General features: G+C 71.0%; 15 protein-coding genes. 3 read left to right on the top strand and 12 right to left on the bottom strand.

Annotation, left to right across the window (positions count from 1 at the left end; genetic code table 11):
• Nucleotides 1-52: 52 nt before the first annotated feature.
• The 4 genes from ABZX65_RS33875 to ABZX65_RS33890 are packed head-to-tail and all read right to left on the bottom strand — an operon-like array spanning nucleotide 53 to nucleotide 4,575.
• Nucleotides 53-1,063 (bottom strand): ABC transporter permease, encoded by a 1,011-nt coding sequence (locus tag ABZX65_RS33875; protein WP_355349048.1) that lies wholly within the window; start codon nucleotides 1,061-1,063, stop codon nucleotides 53-55.
• Nucleotides 1,056-2,060 carry a sugar ABC transporter substrate-binding protein gene (locus ABZX65_RS33880; RefSeq protein WP_355349051.1) on the bottom strand — a complete coding sequence of 335 codons (1,005 nt, stop codon included), beginning with the start codon at nucleotides 2,058-2,060 and terminating at the stop codon, nucleotides 1,056-1,058. Before ABZX65_RS33880 ends, ABZX65_RS33875 begins: the two co-directional genes overlap by 8 nt.
• Entirely contained in the window at nucleotides 2,057-3,103 is a 1,047-nt protein-coding gene (locus ABZX65_RS33885; RefSeq protein ID WP_355349054.1) for an ABC transporter permease, read from the bottom strand. Before ABZX65_RS33885 ends, ABZX65_RS33880 begins: the two co-directional genes overlap by 4 nt.
• Complete coding sequence (locus ABZX65_RS33890; RefSeq protein ID WP_355349117.1) at nucleotides 3,100-4,575, bottom strand: sugar ABC transporter ATP-binding protein; 1,476 nt, start codon at nucleotides 4,573-4,575, stop codon at nucleotides 3,100-3,102. The genes ABZX65_RS33885 and ABZX65_RS33890 overlap by 4 nt, the downstream gene beginning before the upstream one ends.
• Between ABZX65_RS33890 and ABZX65_RS33895 the strand changes: the two genes are divergently transcribed.
• Complete coding sequence (locus ABZX65_RS33895; RefSeq protein WP_355349123.1) at nucleotides 4,493-4,723, top strand: hypothetical protein; 231 nt, start codon at nucleotides 4,493-4,495, stop codon at nucleotides 4,721-4,723. The two genes, ABZX65_RS33890 and ABZX65_RS33895, sit on opposite strands and share 83 nt — an antisense overlap.
• Nucleotides 4,724-4,969: 246 nt before the next feature.
• Here ABZX65_RS33895 and ABZX65_RS33900 read toward each other — a convergent pair whose 3' ends face one another.
• Nucleotides 4,970-6,424, bottom strand: a complete 1,455-nt coding sequence (locus ABZX65_RS33900; protein WP_355349057.1) for a ricin-type beta-trefoil lectin domain protein — start codon at nucleotides 6,422-6,424, stop codon at nucleotides 4,970-4,972.
• A gap of 444 nt (nucleotides 6,425-6,868) precedes the next feature.
• On the opposite strand from ABZX65_RS33900, the gene ABZX65_RS33905 reads away from it, so the two are divergent.
• Nucleotides 6,869-8,341, top strand: coding sequence for a serine hydrolase domain-containing protein (locus ABZX65_RS33905; protein ID WP_355349060.1), 1,473 nt, complete (start codon nucleotides 6,869-6,871; stop codon nucleotides 8,339-8,341).
• A 36-nt stretch (nucleotides 8,342-8,377) separates the two neighbouring features.
• On the opposite strand, the gene ABZX65_RS33910 is transcribed toward ABZX65_RS33905, so the two are convergent.
• The 4 genes from ABZX65_RS33910 to ABZX65_RS33925 all read right to left on the bottom strand — a co-directional run bounded on the left by ABZX65_RS33910 (nucleotide 8,378) and on the right by ABZX65_RS33925 (nucleotide 13,951).
• Entirely contained in the window at nucleotides 8,378-9,664 is a 1,287-nt protein-coding gene (locus ABZX65_RS33910; protein ID WP_355349063.1) for a cation:proton antiporter, read from the bottom strand.
• 62 nt (nucleotides 9,665-9,726) lie between these two features.
• Nucleotides 9,727-11,169, bottom strand: coding sequence for a cytochrome P450 (locus ABZX65_RS33915; RefSeq protein ID WP_355349066.1), 1,443 nt, complete (start codon nucleotides 11,167-11,169; stop codon nucleotides 9,727-9,729).
• Nucleotides 11,163-12,242, bottom strand: coding sequence for an alpha-hydroxy acid oxidase (locus tag ABZX65_RS33920; protein ID WP_355349069.1), 1,080 nt, complete (start codon nucleotides 12,240-12,242; stop codon nucleotides 11,163-11,165). Before ABZX65_RS33920 ends, ABZX65_RS33915 begins: the two co-directional genes overlap by 7 nt.
• Complete coding sequence (locus ABZX65_RS33925; protein WP_355349072.1) at nucleotides 12,239-13,951, bottom strand: NAD(P)-binding domain-containing protein; 1,713 nt, start codon at nucleotides 13,949-13,951, stop codon at nucleotides 12,239-12,241. Before ABZX65_RS33925 ends, ABZX65_RS33920 begins: the two co-directional genes overlap by 4 nt.
• Nucleotides 13,952-14,246: 295 nt before the next feature.
• On the opposite strand from ABZX65_RS33925, the gene ABZX65_RS33930 reads away from it, so the two are divergent.
• The gene (locus ABZX65_RS33930; protein WP_355349075.1) at nucleotides 14,247-15,776 is read left to right on the top strand and encodes a fatty acid--CoA ligase family protein; all 1,530 of its coding nucleotides are present in this window, start codon (nucleotides 14,247-14,249) and stop codon (nucleotides 15,774-15,776) included.
• A 117-nt stretch (nucleotides 15,777-15,893) separates the two neighbouring features.
• Here the strand turns inward: ABZX65_RS33930 and glgX are convergent, their stop codons facing one another.
• The 3 genes from glgX to ABZX65_RS33945 form a co-directional block, all read right to left on the bottom strand.
• Nucleotides 15,894-18,008 (bottom strand): glycogen debranching protein GlgX, encoded by a 2,115-nt coding sequence (gene glgX / locus ABZX65_RS33935; protein ID WP_355349078.1) that lies wholly within the window; start codon nucleotides 18,006-18,008, stop codon nucleotides 15,894-15,896.
• A 166-nt stretch (nucleotides 18,009-18,174) separates the two neighbouring features.
• Nucleotides 18,175-19,218 (bottom strand): zinc-dependent alcohol dehydrogenase family protein, encoded by a 1,044-nt coding sequence (locus ABZX65_RS33940; protein WP_355349081.1) that lies wholly within the window; start codon nucleotides 19,216-19,218, stop codon nucleotides 18,175-18,177.
• 103 nt (nucleotides 19,219-19,321) lie between these two features.
• Entirely contained in the window at nucleotides 19,322-23,020 is a 3,699-nt protein-coding gene (locus ABZX65_RS33945) for an alpha-N-acetylglucosaminidase TIM-barrel domain-containing protein (protein WP_355349084.1), read from the bottom strand.
• Nucleotides 23,021-23,121: the final 101 nt, after the last annotated feature.

Here is a 23,121-nt window from a genome sequence, read left to right on the forward strand (position 1 = left end):
TTGTCCATGGGTCGAGTTGTTGAGTGAGGTACGGCGACGGCGACGGCGGCGGTCAGGCGGTGGCCGACCGTGGGCGTACCCAGCGCACCAGACCGTCCCCGCAGGCGGCGACGAAGATGAGCGCGCCGGTCACCATCTGCTGGTCGTAGGAGGCCAGTCCGAGCAGGCTCATGCCGTTGGAGAGGAAGCCGAGGAACAGCACCCCTGTCGCGGTGCGCAGCAGGCTGCCCCGGCCGCCGAACAGACTGGTGCCGCCGAGGACCACGCCGCCGACGATGTTGAGCAGCAGGGGGCTGCCCATGCTCGCTCCCGCCCCGGCCAGTTCCGAGGTCAGCACGACACCGGCCAGCGCCGAGAACAGACCGGCCACCGCGTACACGCTGGTCTTCATGAGGGGGACGTTGACCCCGTTGATCCGGGCGACCTCCTCGCTGGCTCCCAGCAGCAGGACCCGGCGGCCCCACGCCGTGCGCGTCAGGGCGACCTGTGCGACCACGTACAGCCCGACCGCCATCCACACGGCGTACGGCACACCGCCGGGCCCGTCGATGCTGAAGTCGACGAAACCGGTCGGGACGGGGGCGATCGTCCTGCCGTGGCTGAGCAGCGTCGTGGCGCCGCTGACGACGTACAGCGCCGCGAGCGTCACCGCGAACGGCACGACGGGCAGCCTGGCGACCAGCAGTCCGACCAGCACACCGATGGCCGCCCCGGTCAGCAGCGCGAACGTGATGCCCGCCGCGACGCTGTCGGTCGTGGTGATGACCCACGCCCCCGCGACGCCGCTGGCGCCGATCACGCTCCCGGTGGACAGGTCGATGCCGCCGGTGAGGATCACGAAGGTCGCGCCGATGGCGGCGATCGCGACGACGGCCGACTGGCTGAACACATTGGTGATGTTCGACGACGTCAGCAGGCCGTCGGTGGTCAGGCTCAGGACGGCGATCAGCACGGCGAGGGCCGGCAGCATCGACAGATCGCCGAACCAGGCGGGACGACGGGCCGGATCACGCAGCCACGACAGGCGGCCCGGACGCGATCCGGTGTCGGCGGTCTCAGGCACCGCAACCCCACACCTGGGAGCTGACGGCCGCGAAGTTGGCCTGGTTGAGAGTCACGCCCGCGCTCTGGACCGTCTTGGGGTTGACGGTCTGCTTGGCCAGCGCCGTGGCGATCGACGCGACGGCCTCCTTGCCGAACTGGTCGACGCGGGTGGCTATGTCGGCGTCGAGGGTCTTGTCCTTGATGGCCTTGCAGCCGTTCTCGTCACCGTCGATCGTCACCAGGAACACATGCTTGGGGTCGCCGATCGGGGCGAGCCGCTTGGCGGTGGTGAGCGCCGACTGCACCGACGGCAGAAGGAAGTCCGACGGAACGAAGATCGCGTTGATGCCGGAGTCCTTCTGCAGCGCGTTGGAGGTGCCGTCCAGCGCCTGGGACGGGTCCCAGTTGGTGGGGACCCGGCTGACCACCGTGACGTCGGGGTTGCCGTCCAGCGTGTGGTCGAAGCCGTCCCTGCGGCCGATCGCGTTCTGGTCGGTGAGCGCGCCCACCAGCTCCAGCACCTTCAACGGCTTGGACTTGGCCGCCGCGGCGAACTCGTCCGCCGCCAGCTTGCCGTCCGCCTTGGGGTCGCCGGTGATCTGGAACGTGATGTCCTGTTCGTCGGCGACCGCCCGGTCGATGGTCACGAAGGGAACGCGGCGGGCCTTGGCCAGGCTGATCGAGGAGGCGATCTGCTTCCCGTCCTGCGCGATGACGATGAGCGCGTCGACCTTGCGGGTCTGGATCAGATCCTGGATCTGCGACGCCTGCTTCTGCGCGTCCTGGTCCGCGACGGAGAAGACGACCTTGTAACCGGCCGCTGCCGCCGCCTTCTCGATGGAGACCTTCTCCGAGGTGCGGATCGCGTTGAGCAGATCGAAACTGACCCCGATCGTGCCGTGCTTGCCCCCGGACGTCGATCCCGCCCCGGACTTCGAGGACGAGCCACAGGCCGTCAGCGCCAGGCAGGCCACGGCCGCGACGGCCGCGCATCTTGTGATCAGGTTCGGCTTCATCTGAGCTCCTTCAGTTTCGTTGCGCCGGCCTCCGCGGGCACGGTCCGGGGGCCGTCCGACGGAGAGGTACGGGTCGGACCGAACAGCCGGACCGGATTGCGCCACCGGACGGCGGCGGCGAGAACAGCGACGAGCAGAACGGCGCCCCGGACGATGTCGAAGACATAGGGAGAGGCCCCGGAGAACACCAGTCCGGTCTGCGCGGTCGTGAGGACGAGGGCGCCCAGGACGGTGCCGGTGATGCTGCCGCGGCCACCGAACAGACTCGTCCCGCCGAGGACGACGGCCGTGATGACCGTCAGTTCGTAGCCCTGGCCGATGGACGGCTGAACGGCGCCGAGGCGGCCGGTCTGGGTGAGGGACGCGAGCGCGGCCAGCAGCCCGGCCAGCGCGTACGCCCCGACGGTCACCCACTTCACCGGCAGGCCCGCGTTGACGGCGGCGTCGCGGTGGGAACCCACCGCCTGGAGATACCGGCCGAACAGCGTGCGGCTGAACACCCAGCCCCCGCCGAGCGCCGCGGCCGCCGCCAGCCAGACCGGCGCGGGAATCCCCAGCACCGCCGATGTGCCGATGTCCCGCAGATTCGCCGGGAGGTTGATGTTCTGCTGGCCGGTGATATGACCCCCGGCGCCGCGGAACACCTGGAGAGTGGCGAGGGTGACGATGAGGGCGGGCACCCGGCTCGTCGCGACCGCGGCGCCGTTGAGCAGCCCCATGCACACCCCCGCCGCGGCGACGGCGAGGAACACCACGCCCGCGGGCCTGCCGATCAGGGCGTCGCTGGACTCGACGGCGGCGGCCAGGAACAGCATCGAGCCGACGGACAGGTCGATTCCCGACGTGATGACCACGTAGGTCGCGCCGACCGCCGCGATGGTCAGGGGACTCGCCTGTACGGCGATGTTGCGGAAGTTCGCCGTACCGGCGAAGCCGTCGTAGGACACCGACAGAACGATCAGCAGCACCGCCAGCACGGGCAGCAGCGGCTGTCGCCGCACCAGCGCGCGGGGGCCGTCGTACAGCCACGAAGGGGTTCTCATCGGACGCCGCCCGTGGCGAGCCTGATCACCGTTTCCTGAGTGGCCTGGGACCTGTCGAGAATGTCAACCAATCTGCCGTCGTGCATGACCCCGACGCGGTGGCTGAGGCCGAGCACTTCCTCCATTTCCGAACTGATGAGCAGGATGGACGATCCGCTGTCGGCCAGATCGATGAGAAGACGGTAGATTTCCGCCTTGGCGCCGACGTCGATTCCCCGGGTCGGCTCGTCCAGAATGATCAGACGTGGTTTCCTGGCAAGCCACTTGCCGATGACGACTTTCTGCTGGTTTCCGCCGCTGAGTGAATTCCCACCGGATTCCAGGCCGCCGCGGGCGACGAGCCCGACCTTGGCGGCGAGTTCCTGGGCCAGACGCCGTTCGGCCCGGTGGTCCAGCCAGCCGCCCTTTCGCGCGGCGGAGACCGAGCCGAGGTCGACATGGGAGAGACTTTCCCGAATGGGCCGCTCCAGAAAGAGCCCTTCGTGCGCGCGGTCCTCGGTGACGAACGCGATTCCGGCCGCGATGGCCGCGCGGACATCGCCGCGGCGCAGCGGCTGCCCCGCGATCTCGATCCGCCCGGTCCTGCCGCCGAGCCCGAAGACGGCCCTGGCGACCTCGGTGCGACCGGAGCCCATCAGCCCCGCGAGCCCGAAGATCTCGCCCTTGGCGATGTCGAACGAGACCCCGCTGACGCGTGCGTCGTCGTCGAGGTCCCGCACCGAGAGCATGGTCTCGGACCGCGGACGCGGAAGCGCCGGGTATCCCCGGGCGAGTTCGCGTCCCACCATGAGGGCTTCGAGCGCGCTGCGGTCCAGTTCGCTCGTCGGGCGGTCGCCGACGACCTGTCCGTCCCGCATCACCACGATGCGCTGGCTGAGCCGCGCGATCTCCTCCAGATAGTGCGAGATGTAGAGAACCGCCACTCCGTCGGCGCGCAACTGCTCGATGATCCGCATGATCAGTTCGCGTTCCGCGAGGTTGAGCGAAGCGGTCGGCTCGTCGAAGACGATGGCCCGCGGTTCGGTGGCCAGCGCCTTGGCGATCTCCACCAACTGCCGCTGCCCGGCGGACAGGTCCCGTACGAGCGCCTCCGGGCCGAAGCGCGCGCCGACACGGTGCAGGACGGGGGCCGCGAGCCGCTTGAGGTGTCCTGGCCTGACGGTCAGCGAGCGGCCGTCGCGCAGCCGGCCGATGAGGATGTTCTCGGCGACCGTGAGATCCGGGAAGAGACTGGTCTCCTGGTGCACCGTGGCAACACCTGAGCGCTTTCTCGCAGCGCCCGTTCCGGCCGCCGCACCGCCCGTCCCGCCCGCCGCACCCGCCTTGTCGGCGTCGGCGCCGGGCCCGCCGAAGTCGACCCGCCCGGTGTCGGGACGCAGGATTCCGCCGATGATGTTCTTCACCGTGGATTTCCCCGCGCCGTTCTCACCCGCCAATGCGACGACTTCGCCGCCCGATACGGTGAAGGACACATTCTGGACCGCCGCGACACCGCCGAACGACTTCGACACATTGCGCACCACGATCGCCGGCGCCCCGCCCGTCATCCTCGGCTCGCAATTCCGGCAGACATGTTTCCTCCGTGAAGTGATGGGGGACGTCCCGGTACACCTGATCTGACGCCCCGGTACACCTGATCTCCGGACGCCGTATATCGGCCTGTCAGGATGCGGATGACGCTAAGGCCAAGAGTCGTGCGTGTGAAGTTCGTGTTTCGGGAGGCGTCAATCCGTTAAGCGAATGGCCCGGAGCGGCGGCTTCCGCCGCCTCCTGCACGGTGCCGCCGCCCGCCGACTCGGCGAGCGCCGCCGGCCGCGGGGTGGAGTCTCCGCGACCGGCGGCGCATGTGCCCGGCAGGCGTCCTCGTCACAGGAGCTGCCATTTCTGGTTGGTGCCGTTCCCGCAGGACCAGAGCTGGACGTTCTGGGCGCTGTAGAGGTCGGCGTCCAGGCAGAGGTGCGAATCGACGCCGCGGACCGTGCCGTCGGAGAAGAACAGCCACTGCTGGTTGGCGGTGCCCAGACAGTCATGGCTGATGACATGAGTGCCGTTGGTCTTGCCGAAGCCCTGGGCGTCCAGGCACTTCGTCCCGTTGTAGACGCTGATCGCGCCGTTGGACTGGCGTGTCCACTGCTGGTTGTCGCCGGCGCCGCAGCCCGCCACCTGGAGCTGGACGTCATTGACGTGGGACGCGCCGGGGATGTCGAGGCACGCGGTGTACCCGACATCGCGCAGCCGGGTCGTGCTCGCACCGGACGCGCCCCAGGCGTATTCGAGGCGGTTGACGGCCGTCTGGTTCGGGACCCACAGCGGCAGATTCTGGGTGCCGCCGCCGTACGCGCTGTAGAGCCTGAGGATGTTCAGCGAGTCGTGGTCGGAACTGGTGGTCCTGCCGCCGATGCCGTGGCACCAGATCGTGCCCAGGTTGTACTGGCGGGCGACATCGGTGACGGCCCGCAGGAAGGCGACTTCCTTGGGCGTGGTGCTGCTGGGCGTGGCGTCGTAGTTGATGCCGTTGTCGGCGTCGGCGCCGAACTCCTCGATGACGGTGCGCGAGGAGCAGTTGCCCATGTAGGTCTTGATGTCGTTGACCCAGTCGCTGTACGACCGCGCGCCGTAGGGGAAGGCGTAGCGGTGCATCGCGAGATAGACCCCGTTGAAACGGGAGTCGTTGCACAGCGGCCTGAGGTCGCTTCCCCAGCCGCCGCCGTCGGCCTGGGCCCCCTCGATGAACATCCGGCTCCTGGGCAGCCCGGCCGCGCTCGCCCGGGCGATCCAGTTGGCGGCGAAGTCGAGCCACTGGGGAGTGGTCATGCCGACGGGCTCGTTCATCGGGTCGAAGGAGATGAGCGGATTGCTCAGATACCGGGCGATCTCCGTGTCCCACATCTGATTCCAGGTGGGCAGGTAAGCGCTGGTTATCGTGTTGCTGCCGTCCTCCGACCAGTAACAGAGAATGACCTTGAAGCCCTTGGCCGTCGCCGCGTCGATCACGGCGTTGTAGGTGTTCCAGTTGACCGTGGCGGGATTCATCGGCAGCCGCACGGTGTTGGCGCCCAGAGTGCTCTGGAACGCGGCGAACATACCGTCGGCCTTGGTCCTGGCGGAGTTGTAGTCGTCGTTGGCCGACAGGCCCTGGAGAACGAGCCTGTCGAAGGTGAAGTTGTCCCCGAGGCGCGACCAGTGCACGCCGTGGAACTGGCTGGGGTTGAGGGGGGTTTCGGCGGCGGTGGCCGACGTCGCGGCGGTCACCGTCATCAGCGGGACCACGGTGAGCATGGCCAGGGCGGTCAGCACCCAGGTCAGCAGACGGCGGCTCATACGGGGTGGAGCGGGTGCGATCACCATGGGGTGGGGGGGTGACATGACGTCCTCTCCGGCGTGGCGCGAATTGCCGAACACTGCCCGACGTGGGCGGCAACGCGCCGTCGACAAGTTGGGGATGAACGTATCGACGCCTCCCATCTGCGTCGATCGCGTCTTTCGGAAGGCGGTCATCCGCGGGACGAATAGCGGGAGTTCTCGACGGTCGGGCCGCCGATAATCCGCACCCGTTATGCGAATGGCGGCCATTCGGAATGCGGAATGCCCGCTATTCGGTGCGACCGCGCCGCGTCACCGGGGCCGTACGGGACCCGGCGGACGGGACGCGGCGGCCCCGCGCGCGGATCTGTCCGGCGGCCCGCCGACGACACCCCCCCTGGACACCCGTGCCGGGGCGCGGCGAGGATGGCCGTCGAAGATCCAGCAGCAGGAGGAAGCCCGATGACCGCTCACCCGCTGCCCGTCAGCAGCCCGGCCGCGCAAGGCGTCGACGCCCGCGGAGTCCACGCGTTCCTCGACGCGATCGAGGCGGCGCCCGGTGTCGAACCGCACGGCCTGATGATCCTGCGGCACGGCCGCGTGGTCGCCTCCGGCTGGTGGGCTCCCTTCACCGCCGACCGGCCGCACCGGCTCTACTCGATCAGCAAGAGCTTCACCGGATCGGCCGTGGGCTTCGCCATCGACGAGGGACTGCTGGACCTGGACGCCCGGGTCATCTCCTACTTCCCCGAATTCGACGCCGACATCACCGATCCCGGAAGCCGCGCCATGAAGGTGCGACACATCGCCTCCATGGCCAGCGGTCACCTGTCCGAGACCGTGGTCCAGGCGCACGCGATCGACGCGGAAGAGCCCGTCCGCGGCTTCCTGCTGATCCCGCCGGACCGCGAGCCGGGCTCGGTGTTCGCGTACAACCAGCCCACCACGTACACCCTCGGCGCCATCATCCAGCGCGCCACCGGACAGACGCTGACCGAGTACCTGCGGCCCCGGCTGCTCGATCCGCTCGGCATCGGCGAGACGCTGTGGGAGCGCGACAGGGCGGGCCGCGAGCTGGGCTACAGCGGGCTGCACGCCGCCACCGACGCGGTCGCCCGACTCGGCCAGCTCTACCTCGACAAGGGCGTGTGGGAGGGCGAGCAGCTCCTTCCGGCGTCCTGGGTCGCGCAGGCGACCCGCGCGCACGTCGACAACGGCGACGGCTCGCCCGAGGCGCGGAACTCCGACTGGGCGCAGGGATACGGCTTCCAGTTCTGGATGTCGCGCCACGGCTACCGCGGTGACGGGGCGGTCGGGCAGTTCTGCGTCGTGCTGCCCGAGCAGGACGTGGTGATCGCGATCACCGCGAACACCGATCTCATGCAGTCCGTGATGGACATGATCTGGGAGCACCTGCTGCCCGCCTTCGGGCCGGAGCCGGTGAGCGCCGCGGGGCAGGACGCGGAGGAGAGCGCCGAGGACGCGGCGCTGCGCGAGCGGCTGTCCCGGCTCGTCCTCCCGACGGTCGAGGGGGAGGCGGCGCCCGCCGACACCGAGGCGTGGTCCGGGGTGCGGTTCGCGCCGCGCGACGGCGAGGCCGAGGCCCAACCGAGCCTGACGGCGGTGGAGTTGACGGCCGACGCCGACGGCTGGATCCTCACGCTCGACCAGGCGAAGAACGACAAAGAGCCGCCGTTCGCGCTGCGCTTCGCCGGGACCGGCTGGGCGGTCGCCGAACGGCCCGCCGTCCCCGTACCGACCGCGGTCAGCGCGGGCTGGACCGACGCCGACACCTTCGTCGCCGAGCTGGGATTCCTGGAGACCCCGCATCACTTGACGCTCACGTGCTCGCTCGCCGCCCGCGACTTCACGGCGGCCTGGCACGGGAAGCCGCTTCGTCCGACACCGCTCAGCTCGTTCGGCGTGCCCCGCTGACCGCGCCGCGTCCGGCCCGGCGGCGAGGCCGCGTCCTCACTCGCTGACGGCGGAGACCTTCGACGGAGGCGGTGCGGCGGGGACGGCGGGCGCGTCCGGGACGCCGCCGTCCCGCCGGTCCCACAGCGCCAGCAGCGGCGTGGCCATCACCGTGGTCACGAGCGCGACCAGGACGAGCACGGTGAACATCGACCGCGTCACCACGCCCTCCGCCAGCCCGACGTTGATGGCGATGAGCTGCATCAGCCCGCGCGCGTTCATCAGGGTGCCGACCCGCAGCGCCACGGGACCGCTCTGCCCGGCGAGCCTGGCGGCCAGCCAGCACGCGCCGAACTTCCCGACCACGGCGGCCAGCGTGCAGCCCGCGGCGAACAGCAGCAGCGTCGGGTCGGTCAGCAGACCGGTGTCGGTGTTCAGCCCGGAGTACGTGAAGAACAGCGGCAGCAGCAGGACGCGGCTGACCGGCGCCGCGGCCTCCAGCGTACGGTCGATCCTCGGCGCCCTCGGATACGCGACGCCCAGGCTGAAAGCGCCGAAGACCGCGTAGAGGCCGATCCGGTCGGTGTACCAGGCCGCCAGGCACAGCAACAGCAAGGTCACCAGCAGCAGTTGATCCGAGGGCAGCCGCTCCGCGATCCGGATCGCGGGACCGCGCAGCCGCACCAGTGCGAACAGCACCACCGCGAGACCGGCCGCGCCCGCCACCGCGAGCACGACGGGCCCGGAGGTGCCGCGCGACAGGCTGAGGACGCCCGCCAGCAGAATCCACGCGACGACGTCGTCCAGCGCGCCGGCCGCGAGCGAGATGGTGCCGAACGCCGTGTCGGTCAGGCCGCGTTCGGTGATGATCCTGGCCAGCATGGGGAACGCGGTGATCGACAGTGTGACGCCGACGAAGGGCGCGGCCACGTACATCGGCACACCGGCGGGAGCGGTGTGCACCGAATCGCGCACGGCCCACACCAGCGCGGTGCCCAGTGCCAGCGGTACGAGAATCCCGGCCGTCGAGATCAGCGCGGCGGGTCTGGCCACCGGTTTGATCCGGTCGACGCGGAATTCGTACCCCGCCTGGAACATGAAGAGCACCAGACCGAGTTGCCCGGCCACGTACAGCACGGGCCGCAGGTCTGCGGGGAAGACGGCGTGCTCCCACGAGGGGGCGACGAGGCCGAGTACGGAGGGACCGAGGAGTACGCCCGCGATCATCTCGGCCACTACGGGCGGCTGGGCGAGCGGGCGCAGCGCCCAGGCGGCGATCCGGCAGGTGAGGAGGATGACGACGACGGCGAGCAGGAAGGCGGGGCCGAGCGCGGTCGCGGACATGGCGGGCTGCCCTTCGGCGGGTGCGGATTCATGGGGGGAGGCAGTGCCTGTGACTGCCGGGGTCAGTGGGGGTGAGGACAGCGGTCCGCGGGCCCGCCGGACGCGTCGTCGTCCGGGCCGTGACCGCCCGGACGCGCGCCGGTCAGCGGGCGGCCCTGCGTGTCGTGCGCGGTGAACCACCGCTCTGTCGGCCGCTGCCGCCGCGCGTCCAGCACCATCCAGGTGCCGAAGGCCAGTTGGAGCAGACTGCGGCCGACGTCCTCCCAGCGGTCGCGGACCCGCAGGAACGCCCGGACGGCGGCGATCCGGTACCGCGGCAGCGGCCGGTCGTGGCGCACCAGCAGGCAGGGCGCGCGGTGCGGGATGGAGCGGGTGTGCGACACCGCGGTGTGCAGGGTGAAGCGGGCCAGCACCTCGCGGGTCGCGGCCCGCATGATCAGCGGGGCGAGCCGCCAGGCGGGGCAGGGCCGGTTCGCGGCCACCCCGAAGGGGATGTGGTGCGCGTGCTTGGCGGACGTCCGATTCCACCGCTCCGGGTCGAACGTGTCCGGATCGGCGTACCCCGTCGCGTGGTAGGCGGGATAGTCGAAGCACAGCACCGTGCCCGCCGGATAGCGCGCGCCGCCGCCGAGGTCGATCTCCTCGGCCGTGACGCGGTGCGCGATGCCGAACAGCGGGTACATCCGCAGCGTCTCGTTCATCACGTGGGACAGGTACCGGTCGTCCTCGGGGTGGTCCGCCAGCCGCTGCTGGACGTCGGATTCCGCGGCGAGCATCAGCAGCAGATGCGCCATCGCCTCCGACATCTGCACGACCGCGGTGTTGAAGAAGGTGCCCTGGAGGTAGTGCGCGCGGTCCTTCGGCGACGCCAACTCCGCGGGCAGCGCGTGCGGTACGTCCCCCGCGGCCAGCCTGCGCAGCAGGTAGCGGGTCAGCCGCTCGCGCCGCCGCATGTGCCGAAGGCGGGTGTTCTTCAGGGAGTTGATGACGTCCTCGGCATTGGCCACGATGAGCCGGCGCGCGTGCGGCGGGCACGGCTCGCGGAAGACCAGGCCGTAGAAGAACTCCGCCCAGACCGGCATCATCAGATCCCGCAGCCGCACCAACGCGGCGTCGCCCGGCACGAGTTCGTCCAGCACCCGCGCCGTCCGCCGGGCCGCGGCCGCGGCGAGTTCGGCGCTGGTCCCGGCGAGGATCGCGGCGGTGGTCCGTGCGACGGCGTCGTAGCGGGGCCCCGGCTCCAGATGCTCCTGGTGGACCTCGGGACCGGGGGAGAGCCAGTACCAGAACAGATCGGACAGTGCCGCGCCCTTGCTGCGACCGCTGGCGGCCGGATGCTCGTACAACTCGGTGAAGCGGTCCGCGGCCACCTCCGCGTTGGGGACGACCACGCCCTCCGGGCCGTTGATCCGGGCGAAGACCCTCACCCGCAGGGCGACGACGGTCCGCGGCAGCCAGTAGGGGACGGACAGCGCGAGCGCCGCCGCCCCGGCGCGCCTCAGCACGCCCTCGCCCCCCGCGCCACGACCTGATCGCGTGCCGGGCCGCGGCAGTCGGCGCTGCCGCAGAGCGTCAGCACATGCGCCAACTCGGCCCGCAATTCCTCCAGTACGGCGGTCACGCCCGCCTCGCCGTCCGCCGCGAGGCCCCACAGCACGGGCCTGCCGATGCCGACCGCCGCCGCGCCGAGCGCCAGCGCGACCACCACGTCGCAGCCGCCGCGCACTCCGCCGTCCAGCAGCACGGGGACGCGCCCGCCGACCGCGTCGGCCACCGCGGGCAGCGCCTCGACGGTGGCCGGTGCCGCGTCGAGCTGACGGCCGCCATGGTTGGAGACGATCAGCGCCTGTACGCCCTCGTCGACCGCGCGCCGGGCGTCGGCGGGGTGCAGAACGCCCTTCAGCACAACCGGCAGGCCGGTGACGTCCCGCAGGCGGCGCAGGTCGTCCCAGGACAGGGCCGGTGACATCGCGATGTCGCGGGTGCGGCCGGGCGGCGCGCCGGGCAGATCCCGCATGTTCTCGGCGGCCAGTCCCGGCGGCAGGTCGTGGAAGCCGTTGCGCTCGTCCCGGCCCCGGCGGCCGAAGACCGGCGAGTCCGCCGTGACCACCAGCGCGGTACAGCCCGCCTTCTCCGCGCGCCGGACGAGCGCGGCGGTGACCTCGGCCTCCGGCTGGAGATAGAGCTGGAACCACACCACGGCGTCGGACCGCACCGAGCGGGCGGCGGCGGTGACCTCGTCCACGGCGGTGGTGGCCGCCTGCGAGGTGATCAGTACGGTGTCGGCCGCCGCGGCAGCACGCGCCGTGGCGCGTTCGCCGTCCGGATGGGCCAGCCGGTGGAAGGCGGTGGGGGAGACCACCACCGGCATCGACGCCCGGCCGCCGGGCAGCGACACGTTGGTGTCCGGGTGGCCCGTGCCGGTCAGCACCCGGGGCAGCAGGGCCAGCCGGGCGAAGGCGCGTTCGTTCTCGGCCAGGGCGGTCTCGGTGCCCGCGCCGCCCTCGTAGAAGTCCCAGTGGACCGGGTCGAGTCGGGCACGGGCTCTGTCCCGCAGCGCCGACAGCACCCCGTTCACGACGGGTCGGCGGCGGGGACGGGGGCGTCACCCGTGACGGGATGGTCCGTCAGAAAGCGGACGAGCGGGGCGCGGTGGACCTCCTCGCTGTCCCACTCGTTCTCCAGATTCTCCGTGATGTGGTGCTCCGCGACCGGCTTGCCGTTCTCGAACAGCCGCACCACCGGGTGGAGATAGCGGCCGTCGAGCCCGGCGGTCGCCTGCTGCGACACCCGGCCCACGGAGATGTCGAACGGATTCACCTTGTCGTGGTCGGCGCCGTATTCGAGGGTGACCGTCAGATAGCGGCCGACGTCTCCGAAGACGCCGTCGCCGACCGCCTGGTGGAGATGGTCGACCGGCACCTCCTCGTGATAGCCGACCGATTCGCCCGACGGTCCTCGGGAGGCGATGACCGCGTCGCCGAGGAAACCGAAGAGCTGCCACAGGGCGGAGCTGCGGTTCACCCGCTCGATCACCGCTTCGGCGATCGTCCCAGGGAGTCCGGCGGGGTCGGTGCGGTCGGTGCGGTCTGTGCGGTCTGTGCGATCGGTGCGGTCGCCGGGACCGGCGGGATCGGCGGCCAGTTCCCGGCGCGGCCACGGCCGGTCGTGGTAACGCTGTTCCAGGATGCGGTGCAGCGCGCGGACACCGTAGCGGAAGCCGTGAATGAAACCGCTGGTGGACTTCTTGAAATCCCGCACCTGAGTGATCGTGCCGGCGAAATACAGATCGGGTACGTTCGGGGATTCCCAGGCGTCCGTCTGCGCTGGGAATCTGTCCTTGATGGTCAGTTCCGGGCGGCATTCCTCGGCGAAGACCGAGGCGTCGAAGCGGAAACCGGTGGCAAGGATAACCCGGTCGTAGGTGATCTCCTTGACCACCTCGTTCACCCGCGCGAATTTCACCGGGACCCGGTACGGGCCGCCCTCGCCGTCCCTGGTGATGCGCATGATCTCCCCGTCGAGCAGGGCATTTTGCGACTTGAGCTGATACGTGTCCAGGAAATTGTTGTTCACCGCCCGCAGATGCCCCACGAAATGGGTCTGCCAGGCGAGCCGCAGCGAGCCGGGTCCCGCCACATGGATGACCGAGGCCGTCTCGATGAGGTTGTCGGCGGTCTCGAAGGCCGAATTGCCCCGCCCGATGATCAGTACCCGCTGCCCGGTGAACCCGGCCGGGTCGACCGGCATCAGGTCGTACCGCTCGGCCAGTTCCACGCCCTCGATGGGCGGGATGTAGGGGCGGGACACGCCGGTCGCCATGATCAGCCGCCGGGCTCTGCGGACGGTGCCGTCCTGGTCCACGGTCTCGAAGTCCCCGCGCGGACCGCCGTCCTGCGCCGGTCGCCGGGAGATACGGGTGATCCGCGTGCCGTAGCGGATCCGCAGGCGGTGGGTGTCGGCGAAGTCGGCGAGATAGCCGACCATGTCGTCGGCGTCGGGGAAGTACCGGGGCGTGACCGCGGTGAACAGCGGCGAGCCCTCGTCGGACAGCAGTGAGTTCCAGTCGGTGCGCAGATTCAGCTCGGGATCGTCCCAGCCGGTGTGCACCTTGTTGATGGATATGAGTTTCCTGTGTCTGGGAAACCTCGTGAAGAAGGTGCCGGGAGCCGCGCCCGCCTCGACGACCAGATAGTCGCGTCCCGCGCGTTCCAGGAAATATGCCGCCTGGATTCCCGCGGGTCCCGCACCGACGACGAGGTAATCGATCCGCTCTTCTCCGGACACTGGGCCTCCCGGCTCCTGAGATGGACGGAGTCACCGTAGTTGAGAGTTAAAGGAGACATCTATAGGCAGGGATGTGATCCATATCACACCATGGTCCTTGGTCTTCGGGCGGATAATTTCAGCTTCGGCGCAAGTGCCCGACGTGTGCCGTGCGAGCCGTGCACACATATGCCCGCCGAGGTTTCCCTCCCGGCATTGCAGTTGTCCGCGGCCGAAACGCGACCCCCGTGACCGCCCCACCGGATCGGAGAGCGCCGTGAACAATCCGGCCGAATCGGTATTTCCCCAGCCACTCGTGGACGCTTTCCTGCTCGATCCGGGCACCCCGGCCTTCGAATTCCGGTCACATCCCGTCAGCCGCGGCGAGGTGCTCGACCTCGTACGCCGCTGCGTCGCGGGACTGCGGGCGGCCGGACTCGGCCCCGGCGGGGGAGTGGCCGTCACCACCGCCGTCACCCCGCGGGGCTTCGCCGCCCAGATCGCCGCCCACCTGCTGGGATGCCGCGTCACAGGGCTGCGCCCCGGACTGACGCCGAGCCAGCTCGCCCATGTGCTGTCCACCGGAATCGACGCGGTCGTCGCCGACGACTCGACCGCGACCCCCGCGCTTTTGGCGGCGGCGGGCACCCGCCCCGTGCTCCACGTGGACCGCGACCTGTCGGCCGCACCGGCGGACACATCGCCCGACGCCCTGACCGCGCACGGCCGCCCCGACGACATCGGCCTCATCACCCTGACCAGCGGCAGCACCGGCCACCCCAAGGGCTGCGCCCAGACCTACCGCGCGCTCAGCGAACACTGGTCGTGGCAGCCCGCGCGGTGGAGCGCGACCACCGCCCGACTCGCCGCCGGATACCGCCGCTACCTCGTCTTCGGCACACTCACCAGCGCCGTCATGCTCGAACACCTCTCCCTGTGTCTGCTCGACGGCGGCACCGCCGTGATCCCCGAACCCCCGCTCACCTTCCCGGAGATCTGGCAGCGCCACCGCATCACCGCCTGCCTGTGCACCGTCCCCCGGCTCTACCAGATCCTCGACACCCTGCGCACCGAGCACATCGACACCAGCAGCCTGCGCGTCCTGCTCGTCGCGGGCTCACCGCTGCCGCCGCACCGGCTCGCCGAGGCCGCCGACCGGCTCGGCACCGCCGTCCACCAGGGGTACGGGCAGACCGAGACGGGCATGCTCGCGCTCCTCACCCCCGAGGATTTGGCCGAGCGGCCGGAGCAAGTGACGGACTCGGTCGGCCGGCCGATGCCCGGCGTCGATGTCAGCGTGCGCGATCCCCAGGGGCGCCCCGTGCGGCCGGGCACACCCGGCGAGATCTGGGTCCGCAGCGCGGGCGCCATGTCGCGCTACTGGCAGGACGAGGAACAGACCCGCGAGGTGGTGAGCGACGGCTGGATCCGTACCCGCGACCTCGGCACCCTCGCGGACGACGGCTATCTGCGCCTGGTCGGCCGCGCCCGCGACGTCATCTTCGTCAACGCGATCCTGCACTACGCGGGAGCGATCGAGTCCGCGCTCGCCGCCCACCCGGACGTCGACCAGGCATATGTGGTCGGGGCTCCCGACGAGACGACCGGTGAGGCCGCCCACGCCTTCGTCGTACCCGTCGTGGGGCGCACGCCGACCGCCGAGGTCCTGCGCGGCGCCGTACGCGCGGAGTTGGGCGAGGCGGCCGTGCCCGCCACCGTCACCGTGCTGGATGCGATGCCGGTCGCACCCAGCGGCAAGCCCGACAAGCGGGCCCTGCTGGCGCTCCTCCCCGGTGCGCACGGTGTCCCGGGTCCGCCCGGCGCCCCGGTGACGACGACCGGCTGAGCGGACTCGCGCCCGCCCAGCCGTCAGTTCACGCGGCTGTCAGTCCACCCGGCCGTCAGTCCGCCCGGCCGGCCGTCAGTTCACCGGGCCGGGCGTTCGGCTCTCCGCTCAGTCGGTTCAGTCGGTGCGCGGACGGATCAGGACGGTCATCGACCGCGCGTGCACCGGCACCACCGCGTTGGCCGGGATGCTCGGTCCGTCCGGGCCGCCCGTGTCGGACTCGACGGCGGTGTCCACGACGATCTGCCAGCCGTCGCCGAAGGCACCGGCCGGGACGGTGAAGTCCACTTGCTCGTCATGGCTGTTGACCAGGACGAGGAAGGAGTCGTCGGTGACGCGCTCGCCGTGCGGGCCGGGCTCGGGGATGCTGTCGCCGTTGAGGAAGGCGCCCACCGCGTGCGCGTCCTCACGCAGCCAGTTGGCCTCCTCCATCTCGCGGCCGTCCGGGCGGAACCAGACCAGATCCGGCGTGCCCTTGCCGTCCCCGCCGCGGAAGAAGCGCCGTCGGCGCAGCACCGGATGCCGGGAGCGCAGGGCGATGACGCGCTGGGTGAACGCCAGCAGATTGCGCCGGGGCTCGTCCAGGTCCCAGTCCACCCAGGCGGTTTCGTTGTCCTGGCAGTAGACGTTGTTGTTGCCGAGTTGGGTGCGGCCCAACTCGTCGCCGTGGGCCAGCATCGGCACGCCCTGGGACACGAAGAGCGTGGCGAGGAAATTGCGCTGCTGCCGGGCCCGCAGGGCCAGGATCTCCTTGTCCTCCGTCCGGCCCTCGGCGCCGCAGTTCCACGAACGGTTGTTGCTGTCCCCGTCGTTGCCGTTCTCGCCGTTGGCCTCATTGTGCTTGTCGTTGTACGAGACCAGGTCGCGAAGGGTGAAACCGTCGTGGGCGGTGACGAAGTTGACGCTGGCGCGCGGGCGACGGCGGCTGCCCTCGTACAGGTCGGAGGAGCCGGTCAGCCGGGAGGCGAACTCCGGCAGGGTGGAAGGGGCGCCACGCCAGAAGTCCCGTACCGAGTCACGGTACTTGCCGTTCCACTCACTCCACAGGGCGGGAAAGTTGCCCACCTGGTACCCGCCGTCGCCGACGTCCCAGGGCTCGGCGATGAGCTTGACGCGGCTGATCACCGGGTCCTGCTGCACCAGGTCGAAGAAGGCGGACAGTCGGTCCACCTCGTGGAACTGCCGGGCCAGCGCGGACGCCAGGTCGAACCGGAAACCGTCGACATGCATCTCGGTCACCCAGTAGCGCAGCGAGTCCATGATGAGTTGCAGCACGTTGGGGTGCCGCATCAGCAGGCTGTTGCCGGTGCCCGTCGTGTCGAAGCAGTGCCGAGGATCGTCGTCCACCAGCCGGTAGTACGAGGCGTTGTCGATACCGCGGAAGGAGAGCGTCGGGCCGAGCTCGCTGCCCTCCGCGGTGTGGTTGTACACCACGTCGAGGATCACCTCGATGCCCGCCTGGTGCAGTGCCTTGACCATCTCCTTGAATTCGGTGACCTGTTGACCGCGCGTGCCACTGGAGGAGTACGCGTTGTGCGGCGCGAAGAAACCGATGGTGTTGTAGCCCCAGTAGTTCGACAGGCCACGGTCGCGCAGATGGCCGTCCTGCACGAATTGGTGCACCGGCATCAATTCGACGGCGGTGACGCCCAGTTCGGTCAGGTGCTCCACGATCGCCGGATGCGCCATTCCCGCGTAGGTGCCGCGCAGCTTCTCCGGCAGCGCCGGGTGACGTACCGTCAGGCCCTTGACGTGCGCCTCGTACAGCACCGACTCGTGGTACGGCCGCTTCGGCAGATGGTCCTCGCCCCAGTCGAACGCCGGGTCGGCGACCACCGAGAGCATGGTGTGGCCGAGGCTGTCGGCGGTGTCGGGCTCGTCCGAGCCGTCGTCGCGGTAACCGAGCAGCGACCGGTGGCTGTCGGGCTGGCCGTCGATGGCCTTCGCGTACGGGTCCACCAGCAGCTTCGCCGGATTGCACCGGTGCCCGCTGTCCGGCCGGTACGGGCCGTGCACGCGATATCCGTACGCCTGGCCGGGACCGACGCCCGGCAGATACGCGTGCCAGACCGATCCGTCCACCGACGCCAGCGGGGTGCGTTGTTCACGCCCGCGCGCGTCGATGACGGCCAGATCGACTTTCTCCGCCACTTCCGAGAAGAGGGCGAAATTGGTGCCTGAGCCGTCATAGGTCGCGCCCAGGGGATACGGAAGTCCGGACCATTTCTGCATTCGCCGAAGCTAACCGCTCCGCGGCACGACGGCGCCGACGCACGCCGCGTCCGTACGGGTGACACCGCGCCCGCGCCCGCAACACCGCGCCCGCGCCCATAACGTCGAGCCCGCGCCTACAACGTCGTGCCCTTGACCGCCGGGCCCGGGCCCACCACGCCCGCGCTCACTTCTTCTGCGGCGTGATCACGGTGACGCCGCCGGCCGACCCGTCGCTGAGGGCGGCCAGCGCGCCCGGCGCCGCGTCCAGGCCGATGACCGAGCCGACCAGCAGATCGGGGCGGAGCGTCCCGGCCGCGACCAGCCGCATCATCTCCGGATACGCGTGCGCGGCCATGCCGTGGCTGCCCAGAATCTCCAGTTCGAGCGCGAGCACCCGGTCCATGGGGACGGCGACACCGCCCGACGGCAGCAGCCCGACCTGCACATGCCTGCCCCGCCGCCGCAGCCCCGCCACGGAGGCCGCACAGGTGGCGGGGGAGCCGAGCGCGTCGACCGAGACATGCGCCCCGCCGTCGGTCGCCGCGCGGACCGCCTCCGCCGTGTCGACATCGGCCCGCGAGGCGTCGACCCCCACCGAGGCGCCGAACTTCCTTGCCAGGCCGAGGGCTTGGGCCGAGGTGTCCACCGCCACCACGCGTGCCCCGCAGGCCACCGCGATCATCACCGCCGACAGGCCGACCCCGCCGCAGCCGATCACCGCCACCCACTCGCCCGGCCGCGTACGGCCTTGCGCGACCACCGCGCGGTACGCGGTGGCGAAGCGGCAGCCGAGCGACGCGGCGGTCGCGTACGGCATGGCGTCGGGCAGCCCCACCAGGTTGACGTCCGCGTGCGGGACGGCGACGTGCTCCGCGAAGGAGCCCCAGTAGGTGAAGCCCGGCTGCTCCTGCCGCTCGCACACCTGCTGGTCGCCGCGGGCGCAGGCGGCGCAGCTCCCGCAGGCGCAGACGAACGGCACGGTCACCCGGTCGCCGACCCGCCACCGGCTGACCCCGGGACCCACCTCCTCGATCCGGCCCGCGAATTCATGACCCGGCACATGCGGCAGCGTGATCCCGTCGTCATGCCCGAGCCACCCGTGCCAGTCGCTGCGGCACAGCCCGGTCGCCTCCACCCGTACGACCACCCCGTCGGGCGGACATCCCGGATCGGCCACCTCCCGAACCTCCGGCACCCGCCCGAATTCCTCGAACACCACAGCCCGCACGTCCGCCACCACCTTGCCGTCACATCAGTCGTCCCGCCCTGCCGTTGCGCCCCACCCTCGCGCACGGCCGCACCCCGCCGCACCCCGCCGCACCCCGTGGGCGTCAGGCCGCGCCCGTGACGCTGACCTCGGTGAGGTGGAAGGAGGTATTGGCGGTGTTGCTGAGGCCGTCGACACGGATGTAGCGCGCCACGGCCGTGAGAGAGAACGTGTCCCCGGCGTCCGTGGCGACCGCTGCGGTGTTCTTGCCGCCGAGGGCGAACCAGTGGACGCCGTCGAGACTGCCGGTCAACGTATAGGTGTAGGCGCGCTTGCCGTCCACGTAATTGCGGACGTTGACCGCCGACAGGTCGTGGGCCGCGCCGAGGTCGACCTGCCACCAGGTGTCGCCGCCGGCCATCGCGCTCGCCCAGTACGTCTTGTTGGTGCGGTCGCCGTCGACCGCCGCGGAGGGCGGGCTGCCCGCCTCGTAGGACAGGGCTGTCGTCGGCCTGCCGAGGCTCAGTACGGTGTCGCCCGAGGTGTCCCGCGCGGTGAACGGTGCCAACGTCAGCCCGTCGAACCGCGCGGCGCCCTGGCGGTGGGTGGACGCGTTGACCGCGGAGAAGAGCAGACCGGCGTCCTCGGCGGGCGCGGCGCCGGGCAGCGACGCCGATCCCACCCGGGTCCAGTCGGTGCCGTCCTGGCTGCACCAGCCGGTGAAGGTGTCGCCGTCGCGGCTGATCCGCAGGTGGACAGGACCGGTGAATCCGCCGCTCGACGCGGAGTGCTCAAGGGTTCCGTTGCCGTCGGCGTCCCACATGAACACGCAGCCGTGCTCCGGCGTGACGGCCAGATCGGCGTAACCGGGGCTTCCCGGCCGCGCGAGGTCCGCGCGCACGACGAGTCCGGCGCGCGCCCAGGGGCCGCTGTCGTCCTGCTCCAGCACCTCCGTGCCGACGGCCTGCCCGGAGGTCAGCCACCGCGGGCGGTAGACGGCGCCGTACTGGTCGGTGGACGCGCCGATGTCCGCGCCGCCCCCTGCCATGCCGAAGACGTCGCCGTGCTGGGCGAAGGCGATCGACGCGGGGGAAGCGGAGGACGCCGTGCGATACGGCTCGGCCACCGGTCCTGACACCAGGACGTCGGTCGTGTCGGCCGCGGTCGCCGACACCGCGTCGTCGGCTCCGCCCGACGACCAGCGCACGGTCGCCGTCAGACGCGCCAGGCCGGCGGGTGCGGCGCCGCTCGGAATCGTCACGTCCCAGGCGGCGGTGGCCGTCCCGCCCGCGGGCACCGACGGCGTGGCACCGCCGACCGGGCGGACGGTGTAGCCGCCCGGCGCGGTCAGCGCGAAGCTCGCGGCGCCGGTGGGCCACAGGGCGTTGTCGTTGGTGAAGACCGCGGTCAGCCGTACGGTCGCGCCGGGCGGCCCGGCCTTCGGGTCCGCGGCCAGGTCCACGTGCCCCGCCGGGTACGCGGCGACCTTCCGCGCCTGCTGATAGGCGTCGTCGGTGGGCGTGCTCCGATAGCGCGCCACCTTGTGGACCCATGTCGAGGCGACCGCGCGCCAGTCGACGGCCCGCGGCGGACCGCCGGTGCTGAGCGCGGTGCGGAGCGAGTCGAAGAACGTCCGCCAGCGCGCCCCGTAGTAGTCCCCGACCAGGCCGTTCCACTCGCGCCCCGCGTAGTCCTGGATCGGATGGGTCTCCGTCCAGTCGCTGACCAGCGTGCGCAGGTCGTACTCGAGGCGCCTGGCCTCCGCGGGAGTCGGCGCCTGCGCGGCGGCCTCCTTCTGCCAGACGCCGAACAGCGACGTGCCGTCGGCGCCCAGGAGCGTGTCCAGCAGATTCAGCTTGGTCATCCACTGCCCGCTGAGCGCGTCGAAGGCGGCGGTGTCGCGGGCGGTGTACGCCTGGCGGATGCGCGGCAGCAGGGTCCGGGTGTCGTTGGACAGCACCTGACGGCCGAGGTCCACGAGGTCGTACGTGTACGCGGTGCTGCCGCGCGACGGCTGTCCCACCTGGAGGAGTTCGCCGAACGCCCGCTGGACGTCCTTCGGGTCGTACGGGACCGAACCGGCCGTCGCGGACAGACCGGGCTGGATCGAGAAGATGCTGCTGGTGTGCCTGGTCCCGGTGTCGCCCGGCCACGCGTACGCCGTACGGCCCAGGATCTGCCAGGCCGCCACCGCGTGCGGGTCGGCGGCCCCGTAGCGCGCCGTGGCGTACGCGGCCATCCAGGTGTCCATGTCGACCGCCGACGACTCCCACGCCAGATCGGCGAAGAACTCCACGGCCACCGGATTGTTGTCGATCGCCTCCGGCATCAACGCGATACCGCTCAGGGCCGTGCCGGGCTTGGCGAGCCACGCATGGAACTTCGTGTTCCACAGCGCCATGCTCGCGCCCATGTTGGTGTTGCCGCCGAAGTTCCAGATCGTGCCGAAGGCGTACGGGGTCCCGAGGTAGTCCTGGTCGCGGTCGGTCGCGCCCGTGGTGTCGGAGTTGCCGTCGAGGACGAGCATGCGGGAGGTGTCGACGGCCCGGAGGGTCTCCTCGCGCGGGTTGCTCTCCCAGCCGAGGATGGCCCAGATCGCTCCGGGGTGGGCCCGGTCGAGGGCGTTCTGTACGGCCCGGGAGGCGTCGCCGACGTTGACGTCGCCCGCCTGGCCGCCCTCGTGCAGCAGGTCCATCTTGTACATCGAGCTGTCGCCGAACAGCTTGCTCTGCTCGCCGTAGAACGTGTCGGCGACCTGGCCGAACAGCGCCGTCGTCGGGTCCAGCCAGTCGGACCGGGGAAAGCCGTTCCAGGTTCCCTGCGCGATCACATGGGCTCCCGCGTTCTTCGCGGCGAAGCCCGGCGGGACGGTGCCGAAGTAGCCGGGCAGCACCGGAGTGAGGCCGAGCTGCCGCAGATAGCCGGTCATCCGGCGGCCGAGCGTCACCCGCTGGTCGAGGAGTTGCGCGCTGATCGGGCCGTTCTCGCAGCACATGTTCTGGAGCAGCCACCACGGCTGGTGGCCGGGCTGCGGGATCCAGGCGCGCATCTCGGCGTCGGAGTAGCCGAAGTGCTGGAAGGTCTTGTCGTAGACGGCCTCCTGCCCCTCGTAGACCAGCATCTCGTTGATGCCGTCGAGCGCCAGCACGTCGATCCGCCGCTGCCACTGCTGCCAGGTCGGATACGCGCCCGCGTACCCCTCGTCGGTGTCGTTGAGGGCGAAACGGTGGGCGACGTTCGCGGACCGGCCGATGGGGGAGGACGGCAGGGGCAGCCGGTCGGGCAGCCGCAGTTGCTCCCCGTTGAGCGAGATGTCGGCGTGGGCGACGACGCGCAGGTACTGGCCGAGTCCCGCGAGGAGCGTGCCGGGTGTGGTGCCGCTGATCCGCACCCGCCCGCCCGCCGCCTCGATCAGATAGCGGTCCTGGCCCGATCCGGCGGCGATGCCCCGCAGGTCGATCTGGCGCGCGTGATCGGGGCCGAGCAGGCGCGTGACGGCGGCTTCGGCGACCAAGGTGTCGACGGCGGAGGGCGCGGCGAGGGTCGCCGTGCGGGCCTTCCCCGTCGTCGCGTCATTCCCGGCGGGAAGCTCCCTCGGCCCGCTCGGCCCGCTCGGCCCGCTCGGCCCGCTCGGCCCGCTCGGCCCGCTCGGCCCGCTCGGCCCGCTCGACCTGTTCGACCCGCTCGTCCCGGCGGACGCGGCGGGTCCTGCCACGACGGCGCCCGTGACGAGGGCCAGGAGGGTCGCCAGGACGGTGAGGAACGCCCTGACGCGTAAGGATCGGCCGCTGACGGCACGCGGGGCGAAGAGACGTGTGGACACGGATCTCTTTCCTGTCGAGGACCGGAACCGTAGGCAAACCGCTCGCAGAGTGAACTCCCCACCCGACCGTCCGTCAACAGGTACCACTCCCGTCACAGGGA

This window comes from Streptomyces sp. NPDC003300, from assembly GCF_040610915.1.
Taxonomy (GTDB): domain Bacteria; phylum Actinomycetota; class Actinomycetes; order Streptomycetales; family Streptomycetaceae; genus Actinacidiphila.

Coding starts and splice junctions, on each gene's coding strand:
- ABZX65_RS33880 (WP_355349051.1), bottom strand. CDS start 2,060: ATGAAGCCGAACCTGATCACAAGATGCGCGGCCGTCGCGGCCGTGGCC.
- ABZX65_RS33885 (WP_355349054.1), bottom strand. CDS start 3,103: ATGAGAACCCCTTCGTGGCTGTACGACGGCCCCCGCGCGCTGGTGCGG.
- ABZX65_RS33895 (WP_355349123.1), top strand. CDS start 4,493: ATGATGTTCTTCACCGTGGATTTCCCCGCGCCGTTCTCACCCGCCAAT.
- ABZX65_RS33900 (WP_355349057.1), bottom strand. CDS start 6,424: ATGAGCCGCCGTCTGCTGACCTGGGTGCTGACCGCCCTGGCCATGCTC.
- ABZX65_RS33905 (WP_355349060.1), top strand. CDS start 6,869: ATGACCGCTCACCCGCTGCCCGTCAGCAGCCCGGCCGCGCAAGGCGTC.
- ABZX65_RS33910 (WP_355349063.1), bottom strand. CDS start 9,664: ATGTCCGCGACCGCGCTCGGCCCCGCCTTCCTGCTCGCCGTCGTCGTC.
- glgX (WP_355349078.1), bottom strand. CDS start 18,008: ATGCAGAAATGGTCCGGACTTCCGTATCCCCTGGGCGCGACCTATGAC.